General features: G+C 37.8%; 24 protein-coding genes and 3 tRNA genes. 4 read left to right on the top strand and 23 right to left on the bottom strand.

Annotation, left to right across the window (positions count from 1 at the left end):
- Positions 1-17: 17 nt before the first annotated feature.
- The 6 genes from MKY88_RS00495 to MKY88_RS00470 form a co-directional block, all read right to left on the bottom strand.
- Positions 18-785, bottom strand: a complete 768-nt coding sequence (locus MKY88_RS00495; protein ID WP_258270498.1) for a type III pantothenate kinase — start codon at positions 783-785, stop codon at positions 18-20.
- A gap of 179 nt (positions 786-964) precedes the next feature.
- Entirely contained in the window at positions 965-1798 is an 834-nt protein-coding gene (locus MKY88_RS00490; RefSeq protein WP_340812825.1) for an aldo/keto reductase, read from the bottom strand.
- A gap of 162 nt (positions 1799-1960) precedes the next feature.
- A complete protein-coding gene (gene ftsH, locus MKY88_RS00485; RefSeq protein WP_340812824.1) occupies positions 1961-3991 on the bottom strand; it encodes an ATP-dependent zinc metalloprotease FtsH in 2031 nt (676 codons plus the stop codon).
- Positions 3992-4272: 281 nt separating this feature from the next.
- On the bottom strand, positions 4273-4815 hold the full coding sequence (gene hpt, locus MKY88_RS00480) for a hypoxanthine phosphoribosyltransferase (protein ID WP_069483048.1): 543 nt from the start codon (positions 4813-4815) through the stop codon (positions 4273-4275).
- 67 nt (positions 4816-4882) lie between these two features.
- Positions 4883-6289 (bottom strand): tRNA lysidine(34) synthetase TilS, encoded by a 1407-nt coding sequence (gene tilS / locus MKY88_RS00475; protein WP_328205573.1) that lies wholly within the window; start codon positions 6287-6289, stop codon positions 4883-4885.
- A gap of 38 nt (positions 6290-6327) precedes the next feature.
- Positions 6328-8712, bottom strand: coding sequence for a SpoIIE family protein phosphatase (locus tag MKY88_RS00470; RefSeq protein ID WP_193833534.1), 2385 nt, complete (start codon positions 8710-8712; stop codon positions 6328-6330).
- Positions 8713-9158: 446 nt separating this feature from the next.
- On the opposite strand from MKY88_RS00470, the gene MKY88_RS00465 reads away from it, so the two are divergent.
- From MKY88_RS00465 to MKY88_RS00450, 4 genes are all read left to right on the top strand, one after another.
- Positions 9159-9233 (top strand) — tRNA-Gly (locus MKY88_RS00465).
- A gap of 10 nt (positions 9234-9243) precedes the next feature.
- Positions 9244-9320 (top strand) — tRNA-Met (locus MKY88_RS00460).
- A 5-nt stretch (positions 9321-9325) separates the two neighbouring features.
- A tRNA-Glu gene (locus tag MKY88_RS00455) sits at positions 9326-9397 on the top strand.
- A gap of 144 nt (positions 9398-9541) precedes the next feature.
- Entirely contained in the window at positions 9542-9793 is a 252-nt protein-coding gene (locus tag MKY88_RS00450; protein ID WP_328205576.1) for a hypothetical protein, read from the top strand.
- Positions 9794-9883: 90 nt separating this feature from the next.
- On the opposite strand, the gene MKY88_RS00445 is transcribed toward MKY88_RS00450, so the two are convergent.
- The 17 genes from MKY88_RS00445 to purR all read right to left on the bottom strand — a co-directional run bounded on the left by MKY88_RS00445 (position 9884) and on the right by purR (position 26149).
- Positions 9884-10321, bottom strand: coding sequence for a S1 domain-containing RNA-binding protein (locus tag MKY88_RS00445; protein ID WP_008180281.1), 438 nt, complete (start codon positions 10319-10321; stop codon positions 9884-9886).
- A gap of 134 nt (positions 10322-10455) precedes the next feature.
- Positions 10456-10860 (bottom strand): FtsB family cell division protein, encoded by a 405-nt coding sequence (locus MKY88_RS00440; protein WP_069483052.1) that lies wholly within the window; start codon positions 10858-10860, stop codon positions 10456-10458.
- A gap of 17 nt (positions 10861-10877) precedes the next feature.
- Entirely contained in the window at positions 10878-11369 is a 492-nt protein-coding gene (yabQ, locus tag MKY88_RS00435) for a spore cortex biosynthesis protein YabQ (protein WP_069483053.1), read from the bottom strand.
- Positions 11366-11665, bottom strand: a complete 300-nt coding sequence (yabP, locus tag MKY88_RS00430) for a sporulation protein YabP (protein WP_004229167.1) — start codon at positions 11663-11665, stop codon at positions 11366-11368. The genes yabQ and yabP overlap by 4 nt, the downstream gene beginning before the upstream one ends.
- A 139-nt stretch (positions 11666-11804) precedes the next feature.
- Positions 11805-12095: an RNA-binding S4 domain-containing protein gene (locus tag MKY88_RS00425; RefSeq protein WP_008180273.1), complete on the bottom strand. Its 291-nt coding sequence runs from the start codon at positions 12093-12095 to the stop codon at positions 11805-11807.
- Entirely contained in the window at positions 12092-13561 is a 1470-nt protein-coding gene (mazG, locus tag MKY88_RS00420) for a nucleoside triphosphate pyrophosphohydrolase (RefSeq protein WP_258270504.1), read from the bottom strand. Before mazG ends, MKY88_RS00425 begins: the two co-directional genes overlap by 4 nt.
- A gap of 9 nt (positions 13562-13570) precedes the next feature.
- Positions 13571-15193, bottom strand: a complete 1623-nt coding sequence (locus MKY88_RS00415; RefSeq protein ID WP_328205580.1) for a putative polysaccharide biosynthesis protein — start codon at positions 15191-15193, stop codon at positions 13571-13573.
- Between the two features lie 159 nt (positions 15194-15352).
- Positions 15353-15889, bottom strand: a complete 537-nt coding sequence (spoVT, locus tag MKY88_RS00410; RefSeq protein WP_012291886.1) for a stage V sporulation protein T — start codon at positions 15887-15889, stop codon at positions 15353-15355.
- Between the two features lie 247 nt (positions 15890-16136).
- Entirely contained in the window at positions 16137-19646 is a 3510-nt protein-coding gene (gene mfd / locus MKY88_RS00405) for a transcription-repair coupling factor (protein ID WP_340812823.1), read from the bottom strand.
- 139 nt (positions 19647-19785) lie between these two features.
- Positions 19786-20013, bottom strand: coding sequence for an anti-sigma-F factor Fin (locus tag MKY88_RS00400; protein WP_008180264.1), 228 nt, complete (start codon positions 20011-20013; stop codon positions 19786-19788).
- Positions 20014-20212: 199 nt separating this feature from the next.
- Positions 20213-20773: an aminoacyl-tRNA hydrolase gene (pth, locus tag MKY88_RS00395; protein ID WP_069483057.1), complete on the bottom strand. Its 561-nt coding sequence runs from the start codon at positions 20771-20773 to the stop codon at positions 20213-20215.
- A gap of 155 nt (positions 20774-20928) precedes the next feature.
- Positions 20929-21525 (bottom strand): 50S ribosomal protein L25/general stress protein Ctc, encoded by a 597-nt coding sequence (locus MKY88_RS00390; RefSeq protein ID WP_069483058.1) that lies wholly within the window; start codon positions 21523-21525, stop codon positions 20929-20931.
- A gap of 265 nt (positions 21526-21790) precedes the next feature.
- On the bottom strand, positions 21791-22750 hold the full coding sequence (locus MKY88_RS00385) for a ribose-phosphate diphosphokinase (protein WP_036122044.1): 960 nt from the start codon (positions 22748-22750) through the stop codon (positions 21791-21793).
- A gap of 24 nt (positions 22751-22774) precedes the next feature.
- Positions 22775-24145, bottom strand: a complete 1371-nt coding sequence (gene glmU / locus MKY88_RS00380; RefSeq protein ID WP_069483059.1) for a bifunctional UDP-N-acetylglucosamine diphosphorylase/glucosamine-1-phosphate N-acetyltransferase GlmU — start codon at positions 24143-24145, stop codon at positions 22775-22777.
- 272 nt (positions 24146-24417) lie between these two features.
- Positions 24418-24720, bottom strand: a complete 303-nt coding sequence (gene spoVG, locus MKY88_RS00375; protein WP_069483060.1) for a septation regulator SpoVG — start codon at positions 24718-24720, stop codon at positions 24418-24420.
- A gap of 224 nt (positions 24721-24944) precedes the next feature.
- Complete coding sequence (locus tag MKY88_RS00370) at positions 24945-25319, bottom strand: RidA family protein (RefSeq protein WP_008181603.1); 375 nt, start codon at positions 25317-25319, stop codon at positions 24945-24947.
- Positions 25316-26149 carry a pur operon repressor gene (gene purR / locus MKY88_RS00365; RefSeq protein WP_069483061.1) on the bottom strand — a complete coding sequence of 278 codons (834 nt, stop codon included), beginning with the start codon at positions 26147-26149 and terminating at the stop codon, positions 25316-25318. Before purR ends, MKY88_RS00370 begins: the two co-directional genes overlap by 4 nt.
- Positions 26150-26175: the final 26 nt, after the last annotated feature.

Raw genomic sequence — 26175 nt, 5'->3', positions numbered from 1 at the left:
GAAATGTCCCTCATTTCTTATTGGTTACGTTTATACAGTTTATATAAACCCTTTAACGTTAAAAACGGATCCACAACATCAATAATTTGCGTTTCCCCTGCAATTAGATTTGCTAATCCACCTGTAGCAATTACTAATGGCTCCTCTTTACTTTGTCCCTTCATCCGATTAACAATGCCTTCAACTTGTCCTACGAAGCCATAAAAAATTCCGGCCTGCATGGCGGAAACGGTTGTTTTTCCTACAATATGTGTAGGTCTTAATATTTCAATACGCGGCAATCTAGCAGCCTGAGTATAAAGCGCCTCTGTCGAAATGGTTATACCTGGCGCAATCGCACCACCCATGTAGTCGCCTTTTTCATTTAAATAACAATAAGTTGTTGCTGTACCAAAATCAACAATAATACAAGGTGATTTATATAAGTCTAAAGCTGCTATAGCATTAACAATACGGTCAGAACCAACCTCTCGAGGATTTTCGTATTTAATATTCAAGCCCGTTTTGACACCTGGACCCACTATTAGAGGTTTTTTTCGAAAATACTTTTGACACATTGCCTCTAAAGAATACATAATTGGTGGCACAACTGAGGATATAATAATGCCCGTAATTTGTTCAAATGAAATGCCTGCATGATTAAAAAATGAAAGAACTTGCATAGCATATTCATCTTCTGTTTTATAAAGGTCTGTCACCATACGCCAATGGAAGGCTAATTGTTCGTTGTCATCATAAACACCTAACACTATATTAGAATTCCCTGCATCTAAAACTAAAATCATGGTTGACACCCCCATTTCATTATTGTAACTTTCGTCAACCTACTGTTACAACTTACATTATCCATCAAACTAGAAGTTAAAACACTTTAGAAAATGATACCATACTTTTTATACTAGGAAATAGTATTCCAACCTTCTAAAAAAAAGAGCATCCTAAACTAGGACGCTCCTTAAAAAAATTATTTGAAATTAAATTTTTCCGGATCTGGACCACAGCGTAGACCGTCATTTAAAGCATCCAGTTGATTCATTTCACCATCTGTTAATGTAAAGTCAAAAACATCAAGATTTTCAACCATACGAGCGGCTGTCATCGTTTTTGGGATAGTTACAACGTTGTGCTGTACATCGTAGCGTAATACGATTTGAGCAGGCGTTTTGCCATACTTAGATGCTAAATCTTGAATCAATGCTTCCTCCAATAAGGCGCCGTTCATTAAAGGAGACCAAGCCTCTACTTGGATGTCCTTGTCTGTACAATAAGCACGTACTTCCTCTTGCGTTAAATGTGGATGGAATTCGATTTGATTAATAACAGGAATAACCGTAGTTTCTTTCAAAAGTTTTTCTAAATGATGTACATGGAAGTTACTAACACCAATTGAACGCACTCGGCCATCTTGATAAATCTTTTCCAGTGCCTTATAGATATCTAAATAATTTGTGTCAATGCCTGGCCAATGTACTAAATATAGATCCAAATAGTCTAATCCTATTTTCTCTAAACTGCTATCATAAGCGGCAAGTGTTTCTTCATAGGAAAGTCCATCGTTCCAAACTTTAGATGTTATAAATAGTTCTTCACGCGTAACCAAACCTTCTTCTATGGCTGCTCGTATCCCTCGTCCAACACTTTCTTCATTACGATATACTTGTGCCGTATCGATGCTTCGATAACCTTTCGCAATAGCCGTTTTTACGGCTTCAGCTAGATCCTCTCCTTCTGGAACACGAAATACACCGTAACCAACCAAAGGCATTTTAAGTCCATTATTTAACGTTACAGTTCCCATGCGAAAACACTCCTATCCATTTGTCTTTACAAATACATCTTGTCTCCGCCATTTGTGCAGAGTCATATGTAGCTGTCTTCCACTAATATCCTAATGCTTTTTCATAATAAAAGGCAAAGAAAAAGACTGTTTACTCATTTTACAGTAAACAGTCTTTCCAAATTATTCACGTTTTTCATCGATACCCTTAGGTATATCATTTGATTCCTTGCCTTCTTTTGCAAGGTCTAATGTTGTTGGGTTTGACTCTTTACTTAAAAGCTCTTTTTCAACAACTGGCTCACCAATCGTATCTAACGTTGGCTTCGTTTCCACTTTCGGAGTGTTATTCCCCTCAATTTTTTCGACAGCCTCTGGTGCTGGTAAAACACCATGATCACGTAAATGCTCGATTTCCTGCGCATTTAATGTTTCTTTCTCCATTAAAGTGCTAGCAATTAAATCAAGTAACTCACGTTTCTCTGTTAGGATACGTTTTGTACGCTCATATTGCGTATCAATAATTTTTTGCATTTCTTTATCAATTTCATAAGCTATTGAATCAGAGTAATTTTGGTCAGAATTAAAGTCGCGGCCAAGGAATACATTTCCACCCTGACTTGAACCGAATTGCATTGCACCAAGATTTTCACTCATTCCATATTCAGTAACCATAGCTCGAGCGATACTTGTAACCTTTTGGAAGTCGTTATGTGCCCCCGTAGAGACTTCACCAAGAACGATTTCTTCAGCTACGCGACCACCAAGCAGTCCTGCAATGCGGTCTAAAAGCTCTTGTCTTGTTGTAAAGAAACGTTCTTCCTTCGGTAACATAATAGCATATCCACCCGCTTGACCGCGTGGGACAATTGTTACTTTGTGAACTGTATCCGCTTCATCAAGCTCTAGACCAACAACTACGTGACCAGCCTCATGGAAGGATACAAGTTTTTTCTCTTTGGCTGAATATACTCGGCTCGCTTTAGCTGGACCAGCGATTACACGGTCAGATGCTTCATCGATATCTGTCATATTGATGGTACGTTTACTTTTACGAGCTGCTACAAGTGCGGCTTCGTTTAGTAAGTTTTCTAAATCTGCACCTGAGAAACCTGGCGTACGTTGTGCAACTGCTGCTAAATCAACTGTATCTGCTAAAGGCTTGTTACGTGCATGTACCTTAAGAATCGCCTCACGTCCTTTTACATCAGGATGTCCTACTGTAATTTGACGGTCAAAACGACCTGGACGTAATAACGCTTTATCTAAAATATCTGGTCTGTTTGTTGCAGCGATAATAATAATACCCTCGTTTGCCCCGAAACCATCCATTTCAACTAACAACTGGTTCAATGTTTGTTCACGCTCGTCATGACCCCCGCCTAGACCAGCGCCACGTTGACGACCAACTGCATCAATCTCATCTATAAAGATAATACAAGGTGCGTTTTTCTTCGCATTTTCGAATAGATCTCGAACACGTGATGCACCGACACCGACAAACATTTCTACGAAGTCAGAACCTGAAATTGAGAAGAAAGGAACGCCTGCTTCGCCTGCCACCGCACGTGCAAGTAATGTTTTACCTGTACCTGGAGGACCTACAAGTAAGATACCTTTTGGAATACGTGCACCAATCTCTGTGAATTTACGATGGTCTTTTAAGAAGTCTACAACTTCTACAAGCTCCGCCTTCTCTTCATCAGCACCTGCTACATCTGTAAAACGAACCTTTTTCTTTTGGTCATCATAAAGCTTAGCTTTACTCTTACCAAAGCTCATCACTTTATTACCGCCACCTTGAGATTGGCTCATTAGGAAGAAGAACAAGAAAATGATGATAATGAAAGGAATGATCCCTGTAAAGAATTGAATCCATCCACTCGTTTCTGGCGCTGCTAAATATTTAATATTACTATTTTTTTCCTTAGCAGCCTCATCGATGCGATCCATTAATGATTGGTTATCGCGAGGGATATTCACTGTAAAGCTTTGACCCTTTTCATAACCTTTTAATGTACCTTCCACGACATAAACTGATTTATCAGGTTGAATTGTAGCACTTGTTATTTCTTTCTTATCTAGAGCTTGTTGGAACTCATGATAAGTTAACTCTTTCGTTGGTGAATTGCCACCGTTGAAAGTACCAAAAATACCGATAATCACTAGGAAAATCAGTAGATAGAATATGGTATATCGAAATATTCGATTCATCTCCAGCCTCCTCATTACAAACAGAAAAATTATAAGTAAAATCTTAACATATCATGATTTCATCATACAACGAAAAGCCCTACTTAAAAAATGTTTCGTTCATTTTTTGCTATTATCAAAACAGTTTTTAGGCCATCTTAATACATCCCAGCGTAATTGTACCTGTTCCATGGACTCGAAATAGCTGAACATTGTGTCAAGATTTCGAATTATGTTAACCACAATGAAAAACACATGACTGCGCTGGAGGCCATAATTTTTAAAGCTGGTGGTTTTGTATCTTAAAATGAATACACTTCAGGCTTCAAGATACCAATATAAGGTAGGTTACGATATTTTTCAGCGTAATCTAAACCATATCCAACCACAAAGCCGTCTGGAACTTCAAAACCAACATAATCTGCCGATAGGTTCACTTTTCGACCTGATGGTTTATCAAGTAATGTAACGATTTTAATGGATTTGGCTTTACGATATTTAAATAAATCTACTAAATAGCTTAACGTTAAACCACTATCGATGATGTCCTCGATAATCAATACGTCACGCCCTTCAACGCTCGTATTTAAATCCTTTAAAATCTTTACTTCTCCAGATGACACGGTAGCATTGCCATAACTAGAAACATCCATAAAATCTAGCTCAATGAAAGAATCGAAACGTTTCATGAGGTCTGTCATAAATGGCATTGCTCCTTTAAGTACACCAACAGCTAATGGGAATGCATCTTTATATTCCTCTGTTAATTGTGCACCTAGATTTGCAATTCTTTCTTGCAATTGTTCTTCTGTAATCATTACTTTTTCGATGTCATTTTGTAACATATCGATTCCTCCTCGTGATGTATCAACAAATCTTCGACCAATTACGGTGAAATATTTTACAAAGACCTTAGTCTACGATGAGCACTGTATCATCGTCTGGTTGCGGAGTGGTTGAAAAAAACATTCCCATACGCACACCAATTACCGCTACCACCTCATCAGACTGAGAAATCAGTAACGGCCAGCTATTCCGCTCATTTAAAGGAATCTTTTCATCTATAAAAAGGCGAGATAAGCGTTTTGGCTGATCCATTCCTTTTAACAGCATTCTGTCTCCATCCTTGCGTGCTCGAATAGAGAGCGGAAGGTGGAGTTTGCTAGCGTTAAAATAAAAAAGTTGTGCAGTATCCGTCATCAATTCGGACGATAAATCGTGCAACTTGACTACGCATAAGCGTTCACCATGCGTCAGTGTTGTCCATCCATTAGCAGCCGAAATAATTATTTTTTCAGAAGAAAAGTGGTCCTCAGTTGAACTATTCTTCTGAATTATTAATTTTCCGTAACGGCGAACTGCAAGGAAATTTTCGGGCAAGTGAATTTCAGCATACCCTGCTGTCGTATCACAAAGCTTTAAAATTGAAGTCAATAAAGCATAACTTTGTATCGTATTTGAATCTTTGTAAAGATAGTTTAATAGTATTAAAATGAGCCTCCTTTGTAAAGCAAGTGGTACCAATTGAAAAGCCTCAATTTCCATGCTATATGTATTTTCATTACTTCTTTTAATGGTTTTGGAAAATACATCTTCGGCTAATGACATTAAAAAGGTATTGTCTTCTTGCAATTGCGATGTAAAATGGGTCACTTGTTCGGTCACTCTTGGATTTTCTAACTTCAGTAAAGGCACTACATGATGTCTAAAGCGATTTCGTACATAAGTATCTTTCGAGTTACTGACATCCTCTCGATAATTTAAACCTTCTCTAAGTAAATATTCCCCTATTTCAGTCTTTGTAACCGTTAAAAACGGACGAATTAATGATTTTCCTTCAAAATGTCGCTGAGGGCGTATGCCTTGCATGCTATTCATCGTAGCATTTTTTGTCAGGGCCATTAATACTGACTCCAGTTGGTCATCCGCATGATGTGCAGTTACAAGCTTATTCGCATTCGTTTTGTACAAAACCTCTTTAAAATATCGATACCTTTCCCTACGGCATATTAGCTGGGTATTTCCATTCTCCTGTGCCAGTATTGTTGGTATGGAGATTGCTGTGGCATGTAAATAAACGTCATTTTCATCACAATACTTTTGTACAAATGCTCTATCTTCAGCAGAAGCTTCTCCCCTAAGCATATGGTCGACATGTACTGCTTCCACCCGAATGTTCCAGTGCTCTTGTGTTTGAACAAAATAATGGAGTAAAGCCATAGAATCTACTCCTCCCGAAACGGCGATGAGAAGATGGTCGTCTTGCTGTAATAATTGCTCTTTTTCAATAAATGTCTTAACCTTTAATTCAAATGACAAACGCTTCTCCTCCCCTTTTCGATAATACAAAAAAATGATTAGCTCACAGAATATTGAGCTGGTCTAAATACAGCCCATGTCGGTACAACATGTGTCACCTCTAACATGAGTACAGTACAATCATCTTCTATTTCAAAATAATCTTGGAATGACTGCATAATCGTTGTTAACTTTTCTTGAATAGTATTATTTGTACTGGCTACCTGCTGTGCATAAGCTAAAAAGGTCTCCTCTTGCTCATCCCAATCGGCAACACTAGAAAACAGTCCATCTGAATGCATTAAAATGACATCCCCTGCTTTCAGCTTTCTTTTTTCAGCCTCAACCGCAGAAATCGATAAGAAACCTACTGGTGCCGCATTACTTTCTACCTTTATGATTTCCTTCCCACGCAAAATATAGGTCGACATTCCCCCAGCCTTCCATGACCATAAATCACCATGCTGTAAATCCACTAGTGCAAAATCAAGGGTTGCATACATATCATCCTGTTGTTTTAATGACATAACATAATGCAATGTATGCATTGCAGTTTCAGGATTCATATTGTAATTGAGACACTCTCGCATTAAATGTATTAATTTTCTACTTTCATGTTGCGCTTCTTTACTTTGCCCCATACCATCAGATAATAAAATAGCAAAAAGTCCCGGATGCAATTGGAAAAGTGCATGAGAATCCCCGGAATACAATGTCGCATCTTTAGACATGCTATATATATCATACTCTACTTCAAAGCTAATAGCTGATCTAAAGCATATTTGAATATGACGAAACGGAATTTCACAAGCCACTACTTTTTCAATTTCAAATGGCTCATTAAAAATTTCGTAAAGAATCGGCAAAATCATCCGTTCAGCTAATGTTGTATCTTTCTCCCAGTCGACACGCGCTGGCGCTAAAGCACACACTATCTTTCTAGCCCCTGGTTTATTGTTAAGTACATCTAGCTGAAAGCATTCAATATGAGCATCCTTTAAGCGTTCAATGATATCCTTTTCAACACTTACAAAAGAAATCGTATCCTCCTTCATCTCAGCAATTAATTGGTTTAAATGATTACTCATATCGCGGAGCTGTAGTGCAATCATTTTTTTACCATGAAAGTACTGCCCGTTAATACGTTCTCTGTATAATTCCGTATCCAACTCTTCAAAAATCTTTGTCGATTTCACACATTTATAGCGAATTTGTTCTTCTACACGATGAATGGCTGATTCCTTGCCTACCCCCTTCATATGAAACCAATCTGTCATCAGCTTGTCCATCCCATTATTTTGGGCTCCCCAGCAATGATCATAACGGAAACAGCTTAAACATGTATTCATCGGGGATACTTCCTTCGCTTCTTCAACTGGCGCGGTCATAAAACGATCAAATACCAGCTCCTTCATAAATTGTACGAAATGCTGAAAATGTTCTAATTTGTATGTGACATGTTCAGTTAACCAATTTTGTCTTGCGAGTAAAATTTCTTCCCGTTGTGGGAAGAGCTTGTCCCTCACCTTATCTGAATATTTTCTAGGGATGGTTAGGAAAAGAACGCTTCCAATGACAATGGAAGTAAAATACACACTATCTAATGGCAATGTTGCATCATAAAATAAAAAAAACACACTAGGTAAGATACTCCCGATTGCAACCCCAAATCTACCACCTTTAGCCCCCATACCTGCACACAGTCCTGTTAAAGTGGCAACAGATAGCATACCGGTAAAGGAAAGCTTAGCAACACCAATGAGCGTTCCTAAAACCGCTCCAATTACCGTTGCTAACGGTACACTTCCAACTAATGCCCCAAAACAAATAAAAAGCTGCAATAAAAATATAGGGAGCGAAAAATAGCTAAACACAACTGCTTGCATCCCTGTAAGCATAGCAGCAAACACTACTAACCCTGACCCAAGCTTCTCGTAAGTCCAATGACTCGTAAACCATTCATACGAGTTGACGAAAAGCACTTGCATAAATAGGGTCATAATTAGAGCTAGTGCCGCTTCACAGCCTACATAAAATTGTACAAGCACTGGTGGTAAGCCCTGATACATCGCCCCTTGCCACATAATTTGCACCAATAATACAGCTAAAGAGACGGCAATACTTTGAGGAAGTCGCCAGTAACGGAAACGCATAATACATTCATACATGATGATTTGTAATGCTAAAATAACAACTTGTCCAAAGCCTAGGAAAAAACAGCCTGCCAAACTTCCAAATAAAACGAATTTTGCATATTCCCTATACTTTGTTCGAATAATTGCCCAAAAAGGAACTGAGAACGGTACTGCTGCTTCAAATACAACGGATTGAGCCAAAAAAAAGGATGTTAAAAAAAATAGGGAGCCTATGAAGATTTGCTTCTTTTTCATCCCTAACTTTCGGTCGTCTACATTTGCTGTATTATACCATTCAATACTTGTCATTTAATTATCCCCTTTCCCGCACTTTTGGCTATTATAAAGAATTATGCATGGAAAGATTGTCTGACGTTGGCATTAAAAAATATAAACATTTCGACGAATACGTATACATAAATACGTGAATTGGCAATAATTTCTTTACAATTGTCTGTCAATATGGTCCTATATGAAGTAATCTGTCCCTGACAATATAATCGGTATCGTCTAACTTTTAACATGAGATCTTCTTGAATAGGCATGCTATCTACTATCCCCTCTCTTTTCAATCATTACAGCGATACAATTCTACTTAAGAACAAAAAATCCGCTAAAATATCTTTATATAGCTGACTCTGTCTCATCTTGTTTAATGAATTTTATTGTAAAATATATTTTTTGATATTTTTTATTAATCTTCTTGACACTAGCGCCAATGGCTTGTATTATTTAATTTGTTGCTTAAACGACATGCGGAAGTAGTTCAGTGGTAGAACACCACCTTGCCAAGGTGGGGGTCGCGAGTTCGAACCTCGTCTTCCGCTCCATTAAAAAATTGGCGGCCTAGCTCAGCTGGCTAGAGCGTACGGTTCATACCCGTAAGGTCGGGGGTTCGATCCCCTCGGCCGCCACCATAGTAGGCCCCTTGGTCAAGTGGTTAAGACACCGCCCTTTCACGGCGGTAACACGGGTTCGAATCCCGTAGGGGTCATCTCAAATAGGCGTCTCAGAATGATATTCTGAGACGCCTATTTTTTACGCTACAATTATGATATGTACGATGTTTGACTAGGTGGCTACATATAAAATATGGCATACTACATATTAGATTGTATTTTTAGGAGGTTTTTTTTCCTTGAGCGCATTAACTAAAGCTGCTTTAATTTGTGGAAGTGGCTCAATGATTATTCTTATTTCAATACTTATTAATTTACCGTTTGTTGTTCAAATAATGTTGCTACTTGGCGGACTTGCTGTGAGCGTATATGGAGTCCTTTTACTTGTTAAAATGGTTATTCATCCAGCAGAAAAAGCACCCATTGCTCATGCTGATGAAAAAGTAGTCACACCTATCAAAAAGAAAAGAGGACCTTCCTCAACTTTATAGGTCAGTCCACAAAAAGGGGATTAGCTTTTTATTAAAGCTAATCCCAGCTCTATATCATACACTTTTTCTACGATTAAAACAGTCAGCAAACTACCCTCTTCTAGCTCCGCGACCTCCGCGTTTTGACTCTGTAGCACGTTTAAGTGTTGCTAGACGTTCATCACTATCTTTTAAGAAGCGTGCCATTTTTTGCTCAAAATTTTCTTTTGGCTGGTGGCGGTCGTTACGATCGTTAGAGCGATTATCGCGACGTGGACGTGCTGGACGCTCTGGACGCTCTGGTCTCTCAGCTTGAGGCTTTGCTTTACGGATTGAAAGACCAATCTTTCCGTCCGCTTCAACATTCATCACTTTTACTTCAACTTCATCTCCAACTTTTAGATGCTCATTGATATCTTTTACATAATTGTCAGCTACTTCACTAATGTGAACTAAGCCTGTTTTGCCATCTGGCAGCTCAACGAATGCTCCAAAATTTGTGATTCCTGTTACTTTACCTTGTACCTTGCTGCCTACTTCAATTGACATAAAAAAAATGCTCCTCCTTAAAAATTAAGCGACTCTTTTGAGCCATGTAATCAATTTAATTAAACTTTTTACTGCAATAAGCTTCTCTTTTCATTATATATAACTAAAAAAGTGTGTCAACAATACATAGCTTTTCAGTCGTCTTTTTTATCTTCCTTATCTGGAATTATAAAAATAATCTCACCTTTTTCAGACAAGTAATACTCTTTTCTTAATAGTTTTGCGATATATTCATCATCCTGTAATTGTTTGATTTTTAGATTTAAAGTATCCTGTTCCTCTTTCAATTCAGAGAGATGCTGTTTCGCTTCTTCCTTTGATTTCTCTTTGATCGCTAATGTTTCATTTTGGTTGGATAGCACATTTAAGAGAAGGGCGATAATAATGACTGGTACAATCGCAAAAAAGACGATACGACGCAATTTACGTTTCCGTGCCTGCTGCTTGCGATTTATAGCTTTATCCGTGTTACGGACATAGTCATTATCAAGCTTTGTAAAGTTCTGTTGTTCATCATTTGATGAATGACGTCTTGTCATGTCCGCACCTCCGAAAATTATTGTTGCTTTTTATTATACTTCAAATATCGTAATTTTTTTAAAAAAGTGTAGGACAAATACGAATAAATTTTGACAAAAGGTCTTATAACAATCATCACTATATTTAATAAAAATTGCAAAATATGTCGAATAACAGAGACGATGAAGCGTACGATGAACCAGAAGGGTCTCCATGTAATATTCACCAAAACTCTAGCTATGAAACGTAAAATAGTTTGAAAAAATGATTGATACAAAAAAATTCCGGCTATTTGCGCTAGCGGGTCGTATGCCCGCCATGCGCCGTCTTTTAGCCAAAATAATAAATAATATGTCAGCCCTCCAAGTAGAATCCATGTCAGTAATTCAAAAATCATCATCCACTTTCGAAGGCTTGACCTTTTTGGAGTTGAGAAAACAATAAGCCTTACGCTATCAATAATGAAACCAACTGCTATACCGCTCAAAACCATGACAATTAATTGAAAGAATTGTTCACTAACAATCATCCAAATAATTTATGAAGGAAACCCTTCGAGAAGCCACTTTCCTCCTCGTCGTACTGTAAAGTTTTTACAGTTCCTTCAAGTGTCAATAATCCTTTGTCAACATCTAAATGAACGATATGCAGTTCCTCTCCACGGATTAACAAATGCCCTTGGGACGTCTTAATGAAAAACTCTTCCTGATCAAAGCGTTCAATTGATTTTACAGAAGTCATGTCCATTCTTTTACGATTACGAATCGTTAAAATATGCTCTCCAGATGGAATTGTGTAACGATTACTTTCTTGATGTAGCGTCATTTTTTTCCTCCTTTAGTCGTCCTAGCTTCTGTTCACTTTATGCGGACAACCGTCAAAGCATGACAACTTTATTTAAGTTGTATATTACTTTCATCCATAAATGGAAGCAGGAACATCATTAGGAGGCTAAAAAAGAAATTTATTCTTCATCATCTATAAATTCAGGCTCAATTTTTTCTAGTCTTTCTTCTTTCAAAATGGTAAACATTTTGGCTGCATCTTCTTTTTTCACTGTCTCACGTATTTCTTCTACACGTGCTGTTACTATTTTTTGACCAAATCGGATGGCCAGTTCATCCCCTGCTTTTACTGAGCTGCTAGCTTTCGCTACCTTCTCATTGATAGTGATACGACCCTGATCTGCCACCTCTTTAGCTAAAGTACGACGTTTTATTAAACGTGAAACTTTTAAAAATTTATCTAATCTCATAGTTCTTTCTCCCTTTCCAGTTGCTTCGCTTCATTCCAGAACTTATCTAATTGATCTAAAGTAAAGTCGGTAAATGATTTTCCTCTTGCCTTTACTTGAGCTTCCACATAGCCAAATCGTCTAGCAAACTTTTCATTGGCATGCAGGATTGCCTCTTCTGGAGATAATTTATAGAAACGTGCTAAGTTCACTAATGTAAATAATACGTCTCCCAATTCATCAAGTCTGGATATACTAGAGCCATTCGTCACCTCATGGCGAAATTCCTGCCACTCCTCCTCAAACTTATCCCATGCTCCGTCTACATCTGGCCAGTCAAAACCTACTTTGGCAGCTCTATTTTGATAGTTAAAGGCTGTCTGTAGCGCAGAGGATGCTCTATATTCCCCGTCTAATAATGGTTTATCAGTAATACCCTTTTCTTCAGCCTTTATAGCCTCCCAATTGGCTACAACACCATCAGCATCTTCCACTTCGACATCTCCAAAGACATGTGGATGACGACGAATCATTTTCTCACTAATAGAAGCTAAAACATCTTCAAGCGTAAAGTATCCTTGATCTTCTCCTATTTGTGCATGTAAGAACACCTGTAAAAGCACATCTCCAAGTTCCTCAATCATTGCAAAATCATCTTCAGCATCTACAGCGGCTAAATATTCATGAGCTTCTTCGAGTAAATATTTTTTCAAGGACTCGTGAGTTTGCTTTTGATCCCATGGACAGCCATTTGGGCCTCTTAACGTTGCAATTATTGTACGGAATGTTGTCCAATCTCTTAAAGCCTTTTCCTGTGAACTTACAGGTGGCACATAGACTGTTGTTAAATTATTAACCTCCACACTTTGATCGAGTTCATAGAGTGGCACAGTAACAATTTTTTCTTGTAAAGATCCCGCAGCCGTAACTACGGTCACTGGGTACTCGTCCTCATATTTCTCCATCAATGTTAGCTTCACTTCTGAAGCACTAAATGTATCATACACTTGAGCGATTAAGATATGCTGACGCATATTGATGTCATGCATGGAAAAGCTAGTGCCGTCCAGCAATTGAAAACCTTCAATCGGATCAATTTTCAATGCACCAAATATGGGATCCAAGAAGCTTTGTCCACCTTCTATGACAAGATTGAAAGTTCCCTCATCCGCTGCTTTTATAAGCAATTGCACTGTTTGTTCTGCAACTAATGGATGACCTGGTACCGCGTACATAATATCCTCTATAGCTGTAGCTGCTATAAGTGATTCTGCAATTTCTGCATATACTGGTTGAAATGCGTCGTGTTTTTCATATACTTTGTCAAAGCTTTCGAACGTTATACCTTCTGCCGCTAATTCCTCTAATACCGGATGATCGACTGTACGAACAAATAATTTTTTAGCAGCTTTCAATTTTTTATAAACGCCCATTTGCAGCTGATTAAAATCCCCTGCACCTAGACCAATAATAGTTAAAGTATTCACTATCTCCACCTACTTCTTTGAATTTAGCCATAGTTGGTAAACGGCCATTCTACGCCCAAATGGCAATAAATACCATTCTTTTTCTACTAACACTCGTTTCTTCGCAATCATTGTAAGCATAACAAACGCCCCCAAGCCGACAGCTGTAAAACCTGCGATCACCGCTACTGAACGTGATGACAATAAATGGCCTAAAAAAGCCGACACCATCTGTAACCATACCAATACGACCACTGCCATACTGATTGATGCGAGCCCCACTTTTTTATAAAATTCGGTGGGTGCTAATTGAATACCAGTCATTGTTTTTAAATAAACAATAAGCAAGAATGCTGTTAATAGTAATCCTATATCATTTGCAATAGCTGCTCCTAATACACCAAGCCAGCCTATCAAACGAACATTTAATATTATTTTTAGCACAAACCCTATCATTAAGAATAGGGCTGGTTTCTTTAATTTTCCATAGCCTTGTAAAATGGCTGTAAATGTAAGAATAATCGACAAAGGCACGATTTGGAATACATACACAATTAATACTTCGGATAATACATTGGTTTTAAAAAGCATTTCATTTAAATAGGGCATAACAAGCATTATTCCTAGCGAAGCAGCCCAACCAAACAAAATAGAAGCTTTGTACGTTAATTGGATAAATGGAGTGGCACTTCGCCCTTCTTGTTTTTTCGATAGATGAGCAACAAGTGGAACAATTGCAAGGGATAATGAGGATGCGATAACAACTCCTAGTTGTACTAGCGGCTGTCCACGATCATAAATCCCCTTGGTTTCTTTAGCAACTGTAGAGTCCATACCATGATCGATTAATAACGAATAGATCGTAAAGGAATCAACTAATTGATAGCCAAGTAACAAAAGACCACTCATACTTACACTTAAGCTAAGCCATGTAACTTCTTTAATAATAGGCAAGCTTTTAGCCTTGTGTAAACGTAAATGCACACGGAATAGCCCAAAGCGTTTAGAAAAAATATAGGCAAGTAATAAAAATGCAGTAATTTCCCCTATCACTGTACCAATAACGGCCATTTTCCCCGCAGCATATAGTGATTTTGTGGTAGTCATAATGACAAAGGTTCCTGTTAAAATAACGGTTACCCTAATCGCCTGTTCAACGACCTGAGCATAAGCAATAGGCTCCATAATCCCTCTAGACTGAAAACTGCCTTTCAAAATAGCAAGCGCTGGCATTACCAATACTACAAGGGAGCCTGTGCGTATCAATGGTGCCAGTTGATTATCACCCATCAGCTGAGCTATTTTTTCAGCACCTCCAAATAGGACTGCAAAAAACAACAACGAGAGCACCGTCAAATAGCGGAAAACGACACGCATTATAATGCTTCTTTTTTCATTACGTTCTATTGTATCAACTATACAATCATTATCTGCAAGCATTTTTGAAATGGCTACAGCAAAGCCACTAGATGTCCAAACAACGAAAATTGAAATGACTGGATATACCTGTTGATAAATATAAAAGCCTTCATCACCAACTAGATTTTGAAAAGGTACACGGTAAATTGCACTAAGTACTTTTACAATAAGGGCAGCAATTGTCAATAAGGCTGCTCCCTTCATGTAGCTTTTCATACCAAAACGTTGAGACATAAATTGCCCTCTTTCCTTCTTAACAATGCCAATAGTATAGCATATCTAAAAAGTTTGACGCGCCAAGCAACAATACAGTTCCTACTTTGACCCATATTTATGTACGCAAAAAAAGTTATTACTCGGCCTAAAAGGTCACCGCAATAACTTTTACATGCATCAGCTATTCATTTGTTTCGCTAAGAAGTTTGCAGCCGTTTCCACTACTTTCACTTCTACCTCACCAACAAAATGCACTTTAGACAATACTATAATGCAACCAATTGGGTCACCATTCACCATAATAGGTGTTGCACAATATGATTTTACTTGCTCATATTGTCCAGGAACAATTTCAATGGATGTCTCCATTTTTTCAATCTTTGTAGAGCGCTCTTCCATGAAGCCTTCTGCAAAGGACGTAATACGACGATTAATATATTCTTTTTTACCAATCCCTGCTACGGCAATCACTTCATCACGGTCAGTAACAAATGCTGGTGTTCCTAATGTTTCATATAATGTTTCAACATATTCTCTTGCAAATTCTCCTAAATCGTTAATCGGAGAATATTTTTTTAATATGACTTCACCTTCACGGTCCGTATAAATTTCAAGAGGGTCGCCTTCACGAATACGTAGCGTCCTACGAATTTCTTTTGGAATAACTACACGCCCTAAATCATCAATACGACGAACAATTCCTGTTGCCTTCATTCTAATGCCTCGCTTTCGCTACAATAAAATTTTTTATTCAACTATAGTATGGTTTTTATTTAAGCAATCTATGCAAAAACTGAAGAAAAAGGATTTCACAACCATCAATTTTTTTCAAAAAACTTGCATTACACCAATCAACTCGTTATTAGAGTACCCAAGGAATAAGTTTCTATAATTAATTTATTAAAATTTAACGAAAAAAGGCCGTCTTATCTTTTCTTCAAAAGATAGGACTGCCTTTTTATTATAGCTTCTTTGCTTGATCAATAATTTGCATCAGTTCTTCCAAAATGTCAAAGGGTTGATGTTTTCCGCACTTCCGCTCATCAATGGTTAGTTTTAATTGCATGCCATCCATACCAAAACCAACAGCACGTTCAAATTTCATGGACTCTTCAATAATTTTACTACCATCAACATTTGCTGTTCCCTGTTCCGATAGCAAGATTGTAATAAGTTTCTGCTTATCCTTTACAGAGACTACTCCCGCACCTAATCCCCATACTTTCATTCGTGCTACACGAAGTAGACGCTCTGTTTCAATTGGAAGATCACCAAATCGATCTTCTAATTCCTCTATGATTTCACCATACTCTTCCACCTGATCCATCGCTTTAATGCGTTTATACATTTGAATTTTTTGGTATCCATCAGGGATATAGGCATCGGGAATATACGCATCGACACTTAATAAAATTTCAATCTCAGGTTTTTCTTCTTTTTTCACACCTGTTTGACGCTCTTCAATTGCCTCTTGGAGCATCTGTGAATATAAATCAAAACCAACTGAATCAATAAAGCCGTGCTGTTGCGCTCCAAGTAAATTCCCCGCGCCTCGAATAGATAAATCTCTCATAGCAATTTTAAAGCCTGACCCCAGCTCCGTAAATTCTTTAATAGCCTGTAATCTTTGCTCGGCAACATCTGTCAAAACTTTATCACGCTGGTACATGAAATAGGCATAGGCTACCCGGTTAGAACGCCCAACGCGGCCACGCAATTGATAGAGCTGAGCTAAGCCCATTCGATCAGCATCGTGAACAATTAAAGTATTGACATTGGGAATATCTACACCAGTCTCAATAATAGTCGTTGTCACAAGTACATCATAGTCTCCTTCTAAAAAGGATAATATGACTGATTCTAATTCCGACTCTGACATTTTCCCATGTGCATGACCTATTCGTGCCTCCGGAACGAGCACTTGAATTTCCTCAACTTTTCTAGCCATATCTTCTACTCGGTTATATAAGTAAAACACTTGTCCGCCACGTGCCATCTCTCTTTCGATAGCCTCTCGTACTAGTGCTCCACTATGTTCCATCACATATGTTTGAACAGGGAATCGATTGGCTGGTGGTGTTTCAATAACAGACAAATCTCGGACACCTACCATTGACATATGGAGTGTTCTCGGAATTGGTGTGGCTGTTAACGTTAACACATCGACATTTGTTTTTAACTGCTTAATTTTCTCTTTATGCGTTACTCCAAAACGTTGTTCTTCATCAACAATTAATAAACCAAGGTCTTGGAATAATAAATCCTTTGATAAGATTCTGTGTGTTCCGATAACTATATCGACTTGCCCTTCTTTTAACCCTTTTAATGTAGCTGTTTGCTCTTTCTTTGACCTAAAGCGTGATAGCAATCCTACATTAATAGCAAAGTCCTGGAAACGTTCACGAATTGTTTCATAATGTTGCTGAGCTAAAATAGTTGTAGGGACAAGAAAGGCAACCTGTTTGCCATCTTGAATAGCTTTAAATGCGGCACGAATAGCCACTTCTGTTTTACCATAACCTACGTCACCGCAAACTAGGCGATCCATAGGACGTTCACGTTCCATATCCCTTTTTACTTCAATAATAGAACGTAGCTGATCCTCAGTTTCTTCATAGGCGAACATTGCCTCAAAGTTACGCTGATCATCATTATCAGGTGTAAAAGCATGCCCTTTTTCAGCTTCTCGTTTCGCATAAAGCTTAATTAGATCATCTGCAATATCCTGTACAGCTGATGATACCTTAGCTTTAGCTTTTTTCCACTCTGCGCCACCTAATTTATGTAGCTTCGGCTCTCGGTCTTCTGATGCCACATACTTTTGGATTAAGTCTATTTGCTCGACAGGTACATATAATTTATCGTCTGCACGATAACGAATATGCAAGTAATCCTTATGTGTTCCATTTACCTCTAATGTTTCTACACCAATATATTTCCCTATTCCGTGGTGAACGTGAACAACATAATCACCAGGTTTAATTTCCGTATAACTTTTAATACGTTCAGCATTCGTCATTTTTTGCGTACGTGCTTTTTTCTTTGCCTGCTGCTTAAATAGTTCATCCTCTGTTACAATGGCCATACGTTGGAGCGGTAATTCGAAACCACTTGACAATGCTCCATCGACAATATAAATTCCAGGCTTTGTAGGCTCACCTATTGCTGCATGGATATCATACTCTTCTAGCATTTGCTGAACACGTTTCACACGCTCTTTATCTCTGGCTACGATGAGTACTGTAAATTTGCCCAGTAACCAGCGTTCAATCTCACTTTGTAGCAATGCCATTTGTCCGTGAAATTGTTGCATGGGCTTGCAAGAAAAGTTAGTCGTCTTATTAAACGTTATTCCCGAAAATGTACGTGAAAATAATGAAAAGGAAAGCTTTTGTTGTGACAACATTGCCACTATTTCCTTTATTGTGAAGGCTGGTTTAACATCATGAACCATTTTCCCTTCTTCAATTAAAGATAAAAACCATTCCTCTTCTTCACGTTCCCAGGCGTCCATAACTTCCTGGATACGTCCAAGCTCATCAAACAGAACAATTCCATCTTGCGCAAAATAGTCACCTAAAAAAGCCGTTTTTTCGTATAGTAATGACCCATATTTATTGACATAGTCAGGAAGATTTCCTTGTTGTAGCAATTCAATATCATACTGAATATGCTGATAAAGGAGTTCTTTTGTTTCCTGCTTTTTAACTTTCTTTAGGCTTGTGGCTAAGGCTTTTTCTAAACGGCCTGCCAAGTTCTGTCTTTCTGATTTTGTAAGAATAACCTCAGAAGCAGGAAGTATACGAATTTTTTGTAATTTATCAATAGAACGTTGGTCATCTGCCGAAAATGTCCTTATAGAATCTACTTCTGTATCAAATAATTCAATCCGAATAGGTGATTCTAAATACGGTGGATAAATATCAAGTATGCCTCCACGTAAGGCGAATTCGCCAGGAGTAGTCACCATGGAATTCCGGACATAGCCCATTTCAACTAATGTTTGTAGCCATGCATCCACTTCAATTTCATCGCCAACAGATGTTTGTAAAAAGTAGTGTAGCCAATGTTCCTTCGGCTGCATGATCTTCCTTAAACCTGCAACAGGAATCACATAAACAGCTTTCTCGCCTCTAGCTAAGCAATCAAGCGTTGCGATTCGCTCCGCTCGTAATTCTGGAGAGGCCACAGAAAGATCTGCAGCAATAAATTCGTCCGCTGGGTAATAGTGAACATTTTCTTCACCTAAAAGTCCCGCAAGCTCATCCACCATTCTTTGTGCCTGCAGTAGATTAGGAGACACAATGTATATCGGCTTCTTTACATATTCAAATAACGCATCAACCATAACGGGACGTGCACTTCCAGTTAAACCTGTAATAAGCTGTGATGCAGTTTGACCGCTCTGAATTTCCTGTAAAAATGATGTAATATGTTTATCCCGCGACACAAGCTGTCGTAAAACTTCCACAGTCAAAAGCTCCTTTCAGCATAAAAATTCTATTTGTCATTACTAGTATTCTAGTGCTAGTTTATATATTTTTATTAGCCATTTTACGAAATGGAAAAAGCCTTGAACACACATAAAGTGTGTCAAAGCATCCTTCCAATTATTGAATCCATTTATTGAGTGCATGATAATCTGGATATTGTCTCAGCGAATCCTCACATTGCTCACAAATACAGTGCACAGTCGTATGTCCATGTTGATCTTTCTCAACATAATCATCGGCTTCTCCCAATTCGAAAATATGTAGTTTTCGAATTGTATCATCTGCATCAAATGGTAGTGTCCCTATTTCTACTTCACAATGCCGACATCGATAGCGAACTGACATCTCCAAATCATCCTCCTTTAAGCAACTTTCTACTTAAAGTATAGACATTTATAAATCAGATTATGCACTATCTTCGTGTCTTCAGCATTATATGAACTTAAAAATTGGCGAATTAATTTTTTCTTATAGGCAAGACTTATCCATATATGCATGAGCTTAACTTAGACTTTTGTATCCAATTTTAACTAAATTCACGACTTTACTTGTTAAAATGATTCATCACATCAAGAAACGGCTTTGAAAGAGATACTTCTACAGCGTTTACAGACTTTTCAATGGCTTCTTTCATATAAACCTGATCTTCCTTTGAAAACTTTGCTAATACATAGTCTGCAACCTTCATGCCAGCTGGTGGACGACTAATGCCTACTCGGATTCGATTAAATTCCTGCGTACCTAAATGTTGAATTAAGGATTTAATGCCATTATGGCCACCTGCACTTCCTTTTTGGCGCAAGCGTAATTTTCCAGTTTCCAAATCTAAGTCATCGTATATAACAATTAGATCTTCCACATCAATATCAAAATAATCCATTAAGGGACCTACACATTCACCTGATAAATTCATATATGTTAAAGGCTTAACAAGTAGAACCTTTCCCTCAGGTCGATGAACAGTTGTGTACATTCCATTAAATTTAGAATTTGTTAAAGGTGTCCCCCATTTTTCTGCTAACGCATCGATCACATCAAAACCAATATTATGTCTAGTGTGCTCATACGGTTTACCTGGGTTTCCTAAGCCAACGATAATTTTCATAAGTACCTCTCTTCTTTCAAATCTAATAGTCATTATTTTACCATACCACATGCCTAGAAAGCATTTTGAACAATTGCTAAATCCCATTTTAACCTTACAAAAAAAGCTAGCAAGAAAGTTTTTAGCTTTCTTACTAGCCTGATAAATAATTTATTTTACACTTGCTCTTCTTCTACACTAGCAGTAACTTCTTCTTGCTCTGCAGAAACAGGAGCAACAATGGTTACTAATAGATAATCATTTTCACTAATAATTTCTATAGGCGTTTGATTTCGAATCTCCGCCACTGTCAGAGATTCCCCTACTTTCAGTGATGAGATATCGACTTCAATGGAATCAGGTAGTTCAGCTGGTTTAACCTTCACTTTTAATTCTAAGTTAGGCTGCATTAAAATACCGCCTTCACTCACTCCAACTGACTGACCAATTAATTTAATTGGCACATCGGCCTCTAATTCCTCCGCCATATTAATCGCTAAAAAGTCTACATGATTAACTTCATCTTTTAATGAACATTGCTGTACTTCTGATACAACTACATTCACTTTTTTCCCCTCTAAATCTAGTGAAAACACACTGTTTTGCCCATTTTTTTGAATGGATTTCTTGAATTCTTTTGCAGAAATAGAAATTGGGGTTGAATCTAACTTATAGCCGTAAATAACTGCAGGAATGGCTCCCCCTTTTCTAAGTTGGGTTAATGTCGAACGATGCCCAGTTTCGCGCTTTGTAACACTTAATACTGTACTCATACCTCTTTATTCCCCTTCCAAGAAAATTATTTACGCCTTATCAACAAATCAGCCACTCAGCATTTTTGTGACTATGTTGTTTAAGGCTATAATAATATTTACCTCTATTTTTTAAAGTAGTGTAAATATTATGAAGACACATTTACTATTATACCCCTTTATTAGGAGATTCACACATAATACACTCTTTCCCTTGATTAAATTAAAGAAAAAAGGGCAAATCCATCTAAAAGATAGATTTGCCCTTTATATAATATCTTTATGATTAATCGAAGAGAGTACTTACAGATTTGTTTTCGTACACGCGAGAAATTGCATCAGCCATTAATTTAGCTACAGAAAGCTCTGTAATTTTTGGAGATTTTTTATCTTCCGCAAGCTGAATTGTATTTGTCACGACTAATTCTTTAATTGAAGAGTTTTCAATACGCTCAATTGCTGGACCAGATAGTACAGGGTGAGAACAGCAAGCATATACTTCTTTTGCACCCGCTGCACGTAATGCATCTGCACCGATCGTAATTGTACCTGCAGTGTCAATAATATCATCAATCAAGATTGCCACTTTACCATCAACATTACCCACAATGTTCATAACTTCCGCAACATTTGGTTTTGGACGTCGCTTGTCAATAATTGCAATTGGTGCTTTTAAACGTTCCGCCATTTTACGAGCACGTGTTACCCCACCATGGTCTGGTGAAACAACCACGATTTGATCTTCTGGAATACCTTTAGATTTAAAGTAATCTGATAATAATGGTACTGCCATTAAGTGGTCGATTAAGATATCGAAGAAACCTTGAATTTGAGGCGCATGTAAATCTAATACGATCACTCGTGTTGCACCAGCTGTCTCAAGTAGGTTTGCCACTAATTTAGCTGTAATTGGTTCGCGCGCTTTTGCTTTACGATCTTGGCGTGCATAACCATAATAAGGCATTACGACGTTTACTGTACGAGCAGATGCACGTTTAACTGCATCTACCATAATTAAAAGCTCCATTAAATGTTCATTTACTGGTGCAGAAGTTGACTGCACGATAAACACATCACAACCACGAATACTTTCTTCAATGCTAATTTGAACTTCTCCATCGCTGAAGTGCTTAACAGAAGATTTCCCTAATTCTACACCCATTTCTTGCGCAATTTCTTGAGCTAATGGGTTATTTGAGTTTAGAGAAAATATTTTTAATTGTGAGTTTGCATAATGATACGGCATGATGGCCTCCTGTTTAGTTGATAATTATTTTAAATTTAATTTGCTTACATAATTAGGTTTGTTTTCTTGTCTTGCACGAGCAATTGCAAGTGCATCTTCAGGTACTTCTTTTGTAATTGTAGAACCTGCTGCAATAAATGAACCTTTTCCAACTTTCACTGGCGCTACTAAGTTAGTATTACATCCTACAAATACATCATCTTCAATAATTGTTTTGTACTTATTTTTCCCATCATAGTTAACTGTAATGGAACCGCAGCCAATATTGACGTTACTGCCAATCTCAGCGTCACCAATATAACTTAAGTGCGATACTTTTGTGTCATTACCTAGCTTGCTTTTCTTCACTTCTACAAAGTTACCAATTTTCACATGGCTACCGATGTCTGAAAGTGGTCGAATATGAGCAAATGGTCCAACGGCTGCATCTTCCGCAATAGCGCTTTCACGCACAACAGAAGAATGCACCGTTGTACGATCTCCAATTCGGCTATCTGCAATTTGAGTATTTGGGCCAATATTGCAATCTTCTCCGATTACAGTGGCTCCTTCTATCATACAACCAGGTTGAATGACAGTATCACTTCCAATAACAGCTTCCGCGCTAATATATGTCGTTTCAGGGTGAATAATTGTCACACCATTACGCATATGCTTTTCATTAATTCTCGCACGCATTAATGTCTCTGCCTGTGATAAAGCAACACGGTCATTGACACCAAGCGTTTCTTCAAAATCATCTGTCACATATGCTTCTACAATATCACCTTGCTTTTGTAGAATTTCAATAACATCCGGTAAATAGTATTCACCTTGAGCGTTGTCATTTTTCACTAATTTCAAAGTTTCAAATAACAACTTGTTATCAAAGCAGTATGTGCCCGTGTTTATTTCTTTTACTAATTGCTGTGCTGCTGAAGCATCCTTTTGTTCAACAATTTGCTCTACTTGCCCGTTCTCGCTACGTAAAATACGGCCATAGCCAGTTGGATTTTCCGCAATTGCAGTTAAAATTGTTGCTTTAGCATTCTTTGCCTGATGATGCTCAAATAGAGCCTGCATAGTTTCGGGACGAATTAGCGGTGTGTCACCACAAACAACTAAAGTTGTTCCTTCTTCATTCCCTAGAATTCCCTCAGCTTGTTGAACAGCATGTGCTGTCCCTAACTGTTCGGCTTGAAGAACATACTCACTTTTATCTCCAAGCTGTTGTTGCACTTTTTCTGCACCATGTCCAACAACCGTTACAATGCGATTCACATCTAACGTTTGAATATGATCCACCACATGTTGTACCATCGGTTTCCCACAAACTGGATGGAGCACTTTATATAATTTGGACTTCATACGTGTACCTTGACCTGCAGCCAAAATGACAGCAAAAATATTGCTCATCTGTAAGTCCTCCAATACGCTCATTTTCTCTTATGACTATATAGCATAATTCATCTATTTTCAAGGCATGTAGAGTTGACAAAAAGATGAATTCCAAAATCCACTGCACCTTCTGCTCGAATGTCATGAAGTATATCCTAAAACTGCTGGTTTTCTCTTTTTATCAAAATAAAAAGAACTCTTCAAAATTTGAAGAGTTCTTAAATTTTTTTACCAATAAAATCAACTATAAATTGTAACTACTTCTTAAATAGTTAGTTATTACCTTTTAACTATACACCAATGCCCTCTAATTCTACTTCTTCACCCGTTTCCTCTAATTCACTAGAGTTATGATAGGCGCTTAAAATAATCTCTTGAATTTTATTACGAGTGTCAGAATTAATTGGATGAGCGATATCCCTAAATTCACCATCTGGTGTTCGTTTACTTGGCATTGCTACGAACAATCCAGTATTTCCATCAATTACACGAATATCGTGAACAACAAACTCATTGTCAAGTGTAATGGAAGCAATCGCACGCATGCGACCATCCGTCTGTACCCGACGTAATCTCACATCAGTAACTTCCATTTTCTCACCACCTCTCTCTTGGATGCCTAAATAAAATTATCATATTCTTAATTACCGAATATTTTCCTTTTTATAGTCTATCAAATTTTCTAAAAAATTTGAATACTTTCGAGGATAATATTTTTTCTTATTTACGGAAATTTTGACAATTGTTTGTCACCGATAAAAAAAAGCCCCCTAAACAGAACAAACGCTCTTCATAGTGGGCTTCATTAATTTATTCTTTATTTAACAATAGCAATAACTTCAATTTCTACTTTTACGTCTTTTGGAAGTCGAGCTACCTCTACAGCAGAACGTGCAGGCTTATGCTCCCCAAAATGGCTTGCATAGACTTCATTCATTGCAACAAAGTCGTTCATATCCTTCATAAACACTGTAGTCTTTACAACATTTTCTAAAGATGATCCCGCTGCCTCTAATACTGCTTTTACATTGGCGAATACCTGATTTGTTTGTACAGTAATATCGCCTTCCACTAATTCACCTGTAGCTGTTAATGGAATTTGTCCAGAACTATAAAATATACCGTTCACAATAATCCCTTGCGAATATGGCCCAATTGCTGCTGGTGCATTTGATGTTGCTACTACTTTCATTTGTCATATCCCCTTTTAGAAAAATAGTTACCTTCACTTAATGCAATTGTTCGATCTTTTTCATTCACTTCATGAAGCTTTACAAGTGAATAGTAATCGTCTACTAACGTTTCGTCCGCATGTTCAGCCTCAACAAGCACTGCAATCCCCGCTAATTGACAATCAAATTCTTCTAATAAATTTTTCATGCCATTCATAGTACCGCCGACTTTCATAAAATCATCGGTAATCAAGACCCGTTGACCACTCTTCATGCTTCTTTTTGATAATACCATTGTCTGAATTCTTCTGGAAGAACCAGACACATAATTAATACTTACAGTAGAACCTTCTGTTACCTTACTATCTCTTCGCACAACAACTACTGGCACATTTAAATGTCTAGCAATGGCATGTGCTATAGATATACCCTTCGTTGCTACTGTCATGATGACATCGATCTGTTGATCTGCAAAAGCAGAAGCAAAAACCTTCCCTACTCGGTTAATTAAATCTGGGTTCCCTAGTAAATCTGTCATAAACAAGTAACCACCAGGCAATAAGCGATCTGAATGCTCAAGCTCTGCCTTTAAATCCTGAATAACTGAACGCACCTCTGGCTCGGACATTTTGGGAATATATTTCACTCCTCCTGCAGCACCCGGCACTGTCATCAATAACCCGATTCCTTTTTCTTCGAAAGTTTCTTTTACAATCGTTAAATCCTCACTAATGGATGACTTCGCAGATTGATATAGTTCTGAAAAATAAGTTAGCGGGATCAGCTGATGTGGATGCTCTAGTAAATAGTACGTCATATCAACTAGTCGTTCACTACGTTTCCATTTCATGCGACCCTCTCCTAAACACGAATATT

This window comes from Lysinibacillus sp. FSL R7-0073 (assembly GCF_038009065.1).
In the GTDB taxonomy this organism is placed as follows: domain Bacteria; phylum Bacillota; class Bacilli; order Bacillales_A; family Planococcaceae; genus Lysinibacillus; species Lysinibacillus fusiformis.
This window is presented reverse-complemented; position numbering and strand designations above follow the sequence as displayed.

Bases quoted from the DNA above. Each gene is read 5' to 3' on its own strand.
- MKY88_RS00370 (WP_008181603.1), bottom strand. From the start codon at position 25,319: ATGAAAGTAGTAGCAACATCAAATGCACCAGCAGCAATTGGGCCATAT.
- MKY88_RS00495 (WP_258270498.1), bottom strand. From the start codon at position 785: ATGATTTTAGTTTTAGATGCAGGGAATTCTAATATAGTGTTAGGTGTT.
- MKY88_RS00390 (WP_069483058.1), bottom strand. From the start codon at position 21,525: ATGAGTACAGTATTAAGTGTTACAAAGCGCGAAACTGGGCATCGTTCG.
- MKY88_RS00490 (WP_340812825.1), bottom strand. From the start codon at position 1,798: ATGGGAACTGTAACGTTAAATAATGGACTTAAAATGCCTTTGGTTGGT.
- yabP (WP_004229167.1), bottom strand. From the start codon at position 11,665: ATGACGCTACATCAAGAAAGTAATCGTTACACAATTCCATCTGGAGAG.
- purR (WP_069483061.1), bottom strand. From the start codon at position 26,149: ATGAAATGGAAACGTAGTGAACGACTAGTTGATATGACGTACTATTTA.
- MKY88_RS00425 (WP_008180273.1), bottom strand. From the start codon at position 12,095: ATGAGATTAGATAAATTTTTAAAAGTTTCACGTTTAATAAAACGTCGT.
- ftsH (WP_340812824.1), bottom strand. From the start codon at position 3,991: ATGAATCGAATATTTCGATATACCATATTCTATCTACTGATTTTCCTA.
- spoVT (WP_012291886.1), bottom strand. From the start codon at position 15,889: ATGAAGGCAACAGGAATTGTTCGTCGTATTGATGATTTAGGGCGTGTA.
- MKY88_RS00400 (WP_008180264.1), bottom strand. From the start codon at position 20,013: ATGTCAGTTCGCTATCGATGTCGGCATTGTGAAGTAGAAATAGGGACA.
- MKY88_RS00470 (WP_193833534.1), bottom strand. From the start codon at position 8,712: ATGACAAGTATTGAATGGTATAATACAGCAAATGTAGACGACCGAAAG.
- glmU (WP_069483059.1), bottom strand. From the start codon at position 24,145: ATGAGCAATATTTTTGCTGTCATTTTGGCTGCAGGTCAAGGTACACGT.
- MKY88_RS00415 (WP_328205580.1), bottom strand. From the start codon at position 15,193: ATGTCTCAACGTTTTGGTATGAAAAGCTACATGAAGGGAGCAGCCTTA.
- spoVG (WP_069483060.1), bottom strand. From the start codon at position 24,720: ATGGAAGTTACTGATGTGAGATTACGTCGGGTACAGACGGATGGTCGC.
- MKY88_RS00440 (WP_069483052.1), bottom strand. From the start codon at position 10,860: ATGACAAGACGTCATTCATCAAATGATGAACAACAGAACTTTACAAAG.
- MKY88_RS00385 (WP_036122044.1), bottom strand. From the start codon at position 22,750: ATGCCGTATCATTATGCAAACTCACAATTAAAAATATTTTCTCTAAAC.
- MKY88_RS00445 (WP_008180281.1), bottom strand. From the start codon at position 10,321: ATGTCAATTGAAGTAGGCAGCAAGGTACAAGGTAAAGTAACAGGAATC.
- pth (WP_069483057.1), bottom strand. From the start codon at position 20,773: ATGAAAATTATCGTTGGCTTAGGAAACCCAGGTAAACCGTATGAGCAC.
- hpt (WP_069483048.1), bottom strand. From the start codon at position 4,815: ATGTTACAAAATGACATCGAAAAAGTAATGATTACAGAAGAACAATTG.
- yabQ (WP_069483053.1), bottom strand. From the start codon at position 11,369: ATGATTGTTAGTGAACAATTCTTTCAATTAATTGTCATGGTTTTGAGC.